The sequence below is a fragment of the Streptococcus cristatus genome, from assembly GCF_963529205.1.
GTDB classification, from domain to species: Bacteria; Bacillota; Bacilli; order Lactobacillales; family Streptococcaceae; genus Streptococcus; species Streptococcus cristatus_O.
The window spans coordinates 1-3,975 of the sequence record NZ_CAURYF010000067.1 but is presented as its reverse complement, the minus strand read 5'-3'; the positions used below and the strand labels follow the sequence as shown (position 1 = coordinate 3,975).

The 3,975-nt window shown below is 46.4% G+C and carries 3 protein-coding genes; 1 reads left to right on the top strand and 2 read right to left on the bottom strand.

Going from position 1 to position 3,975, the window contains the following annotated elements; genetic code table 11:
• Window positions 1-2,017: urocanate hydratase (locus RWS39_RS09310; protein WP_314482867.1), on the bottom strand; the 2,017-nt coding region annotated here is incomplete at its 3' end.
• Window positions 2,018-2,213: 196 nt separating this feature from the next.
• Here RWS39_RS09310 and hutI point away from each other — a divergent pair.
• The gene (hutI, locus tag RWS39_RS09305; protein WP_314482865.1) at window positions 2,214-3,479 is read left to right on the top strand and encodes an imidazolonepropionase; all 1,266 of its coding nucleotides are present in this window, start codon (window positions 2,214-2,216) and stop codon (window positions 3,477-3,479) included.
• A 134-nt stretch (window positions 3,480-3,613) separates the two neighbouring features.
• Here the strand turns inward: hutI and RWS39_RS09300 are convergent.
• A partial coding sequence (locus tag RWS39_RS09300; protein ID WP_314482862.1) for a hypothetical protein occupies window positions 3,614-3,975 on the bottom strand: 362 nt, incomplete at its 5' end.

The following is a 3,975-nucleotide window of genomic DNA, read 5'->3' as shown; positions in this document are numbered from 1 at the left end:
TCTTAACAGATTCTTTGACCAAATCTTCGTCAGTTAAGTATGGAATGGTAATGTGATCTGTTCCTTGGTGGAGACGGTTGTACTCGATAGCCGTTTCGATAGCATGCTCATTGCGTGCCCAGTTACGTCGTGCAACTCCGCCGATCGTATCCCAAGCGATAGCAGATTTGATGATTTCATCAATGCGTTCGCTACCGTCTAATACCAAGCCAAATCCACCGTTGATTGCTTTACCGATACCAGTTCCGCCACCGTTGTGGAGAGCTACCAGACTCATACCACGAGCGGCATTACCAGCGTAACATTGCACAGCCATGTCGCAGGTAACATTAGAACCGTCCTTAATATTGGAAGTTTCACGGAATGGAGAATCGGTACCAGATACGTCGTGGTGGTCACGGCCGATCATGACAGGACCAATCTTGCCTTCGCGGACTAATTCATTGAACTTGAGGGCGATATTGACACGGCCCATACAGTCTTGGTAGAGAATCCGAGCCTGAGTTCCAACAACCAATTGGTTCTTCTCAGCATCGCGAATCCAGTTGTAGTTGTCGCGGTCTTGGTAGCGGCGGTTAGGGTCGATCACTTCCATAGCAGCGTGGTCAGTAGCGACTAGGTCTTCGTGCTTACCGCTCAGACATACCCAACGGAAAGGACCGTAACCATAGTCAAAGAGCATAGGCCCCATGATATCTTCTACATAAGATGGCCAAATGAAGCCGTCTTTGTCGTCAAAGCCATTCTTAGAAATTTCCTTGATGCCAGAGTCATAGACTGCCTTCATAAATGCATTACCGTAGTCAAAGAAGTAGGTGCCGTTGCTAGTCAAGGTCTTGATAGCCTTGAAGTGACGTTCCAAGGTTTGGTCAACCAACTTAGCAAAGGTTTCCTTGTCTTCAGCTAGGAGACGAGTCCGCTCTTCAAAGCTGATACCAGCTGGACAGTAGCCGCCGTCATAGACATTGTGGCAAGAAGTTTGGTCAGACAGCAGATCTACATGGATATTGTTCTCGTTGACGTATTCCAAGAGGTCTACGATGTTACCATGATAGGCAATGGAAGTTGATTCACCAGCTTTCAGAGCTTTTTGAGCTAGGTCGATTGCTTCTTTTGGACTTTCAGCCAATTGGCTAATCCAGCCTTGGGAGTGGCGAGTTTCAATCCGAGATTGGTCTACTTCAGCTATAATTGCTACTGCTTTAGCAATTTCAGCTGCTTTCCCTTGAGCTCCACTCATGCCACCCAGACCAGAAGAGATGAAGAGTTTGCCAGTCAGGTCGCCGTCGTCAGCCACACCCAGCTTCAAGCGTCCCGCATTGAGGAGGGTGTTGAAAGTACCATGGACGATACCTTGAGGGCCAATGTACATCCATCCGCCAGCTGTCATTTGACCGTAGTTGGTCACGCCCATTTCTTCTGCAATTTCCCAGTCCTTCATGTTGTCGTACTCACCGACCAAGAGGCCATTGGTGATGATAACGCGAGGTGCTTCTGGTTTAGATTTGAAAAGTCCGAGCGGGTGACCAGATTCCACGACCAAGGTTTGATGGTCTGTCATGACTTCCAAGTATTTCTTGATCAGGTTGTACTGCATCCAGTTGGCGCAGACAGATCCAGTTTCTCCGTAAGTAACCAATTCATAAGGATAAAGGGCGATTTCAAAGCTCAGGTTGTTGTCAATCATGACCTGCATAGCCTTAGCTGCGGTACAGTTTCCTTTATACTCGTCAATTGGTTTGCCGTAGATGCGTTCTTTTGGACGCCAGCGGTAGCCATAAATCCGTCCGCGAGTTTTTAGCTCTTCCAAGAATTCTGGAATCACTTCCTCATGAAATCTCTTTGGAATATAACGAAGGGCATTTTTAAGAGCAATTTCGGTTTGAGCTTGAGTCAAACGGAAGCCCCGGTCGGGTGCTCGACGGATGCCTTCTTGGAAAACCGTTTTTTCAGGTAATACATCGTCTAATTTGACGGTCATTGCTGCTGCAATATCTTGTTCGCTGTAGAATGACATGTTTATTTCCTCCTTGTAAAATAACTTAAGATTTGACCTTATTTTATAACAGCGCCGTCAGTACAAAGTCAAGAAAATATTTCTAAATATAAAAAATATCAATATATCCAATATATAATGGTTTTTGACTATAATTTGACGATAGTGTATTATGATGAAAAGCAAATAAGTTGGAAAATGAAATGGAGGAACAAGCATGACTGCTGATTTACTATTAACTCACTTTAATCAAGTCTTCTGTCCCAAGGACCTCGGACATCCCCTATTTGGTGAGGAGATGAAGGAAGCTCAGGTCTTGGAGGACGGCTACATTGCAGTCAAAGACGGAAAAATCCTAGCAGTTGGCAGCGGAGAGCCGGATGTCAGTCTGATTGGACCAGATACTAAGATCCAGTCTTATGAAGGCAAGATTGCCACCCCTGGCTTGATCGACTGTCACACTCACTTGGTTTACGGCGGCAGCCGGGAGCATGAATTTGCTAAGAAATTAGCCGGGGTCCCTTATCTGGAAATTCTTGCCCAAGGCGGCGGTATTCTCAGTACGGTCCGGGCGACGCGAGAAGCTTCTTTTGACACTCTCTATGATAAGTCTAAGAGACTGCTGGACTATATGCTCCTGCATGGGGTGACGACTGTCGAGGCCAAGAGTGGCTACGGTTTGGATTGGGAAACAGAGAAGCGTCAGCTGGATGTCGTTGGGGCTCTAGACCGAGACCATGACATTGACCTCGTTTCTACCTTTATGGCTGCCCACGCCGTTCCACCAGAATACAAGGGACACTCTCAGGAATATCTGGAGCTCATCGTCGAGGAAATGCTGCCTCGGGTAAAAGCAGAAAATCTAGCTGAGTTCTGTGATATTTTCTGTGAAAAAGGCGTCTTTACAGCTGACGAGTCACGCTACTTACTTTCTAAGGCTAAGGAAATGGGCTTCAAGCTCCGTATCCATGCTGATGAAATCGAGTCTATCGGCGGAGTAGATGTAGCAGCTGAGCTAGGAGCAACGAGTGCAGAGCACTTGATGGTAGCGACTGATGAAGGTATTCGCAAGATGGCGGAAGCTAAAGTTATCGGTAATCTCTTGCCGGCAACTACCTTCAGTCTGATGGAAGATACCTATGCACCAGCCCGTAAGATGCTGGAAGCTGGTATGGCTATCACTCTGACTACCGACAGCAATCCAGGCTCCTGTCCGACAGCTAACCTGCAGTTCGTTATGCAGCTGGGCTGCTTTATGATGCGTCTGACACCAGTAGAAGTACTCAACGCTGTAACTATCAATGCGGCCTATTCAGTTAACCGTCAAGATAAGATTGGTAGCTTTGACACTGGCAAGCAGGCGGACATTACTATCCTAGACGCTAAGAATATCGACTATCCACTTTATTTCTTTGCTACCAACCTGACCCATCAGGTTTATAAAGCAGGCAAGTTGGTTGTTGATCAGGGTAGAATCGTCTAATTTTACAAGTTGGTCTCATTTCCACTTGATGGCAAAGATTTTCTTAGAAGTTTTATTGTTGATTATAGAAAAAGCAGATTTGTGTTCAATAAAGGTCGTGGCTTAAACACCACGACCTTTATTTTTTTATGAGATTAAGACATTGAGCTGGTCTCTTTCTTTACCCATACACTGCGCGTAAAGACCATGGAGAGTAGAGCTAGAGCCGCAAAGCCTGCTCCTACGTACCAGTAGGGCATATCTAGCGTCGTTGAGCGTCCAGAGAGATTGACAATACCACGGAAGAGCATACCGGCTGTCATAGTGGCTACAGCTGAGTTCCAGAGGTTGAGGCTGAGCCGAGAGAGGTTGGGAATCATTTTCATGAAGAGCAGGAGGAGGATGCCGCCTGCTAGAGGAAGGGCAAAGAGATAGTGCATGTGGACAGATGTTTCCCCGAAGCTGAAGGATTCATAGATTCTGCTGAAAGCAAAGAAGAAAATAGTTAATAGTGCGT

Coding starts and splice junctions, on each gene's coding strand:
- hutI (WP_314482865.1), top strand. CDS start 2,214: ATGACTGCTGATTTACTATTAACTCACTTTAATCAAGTCTTCTGTCCC.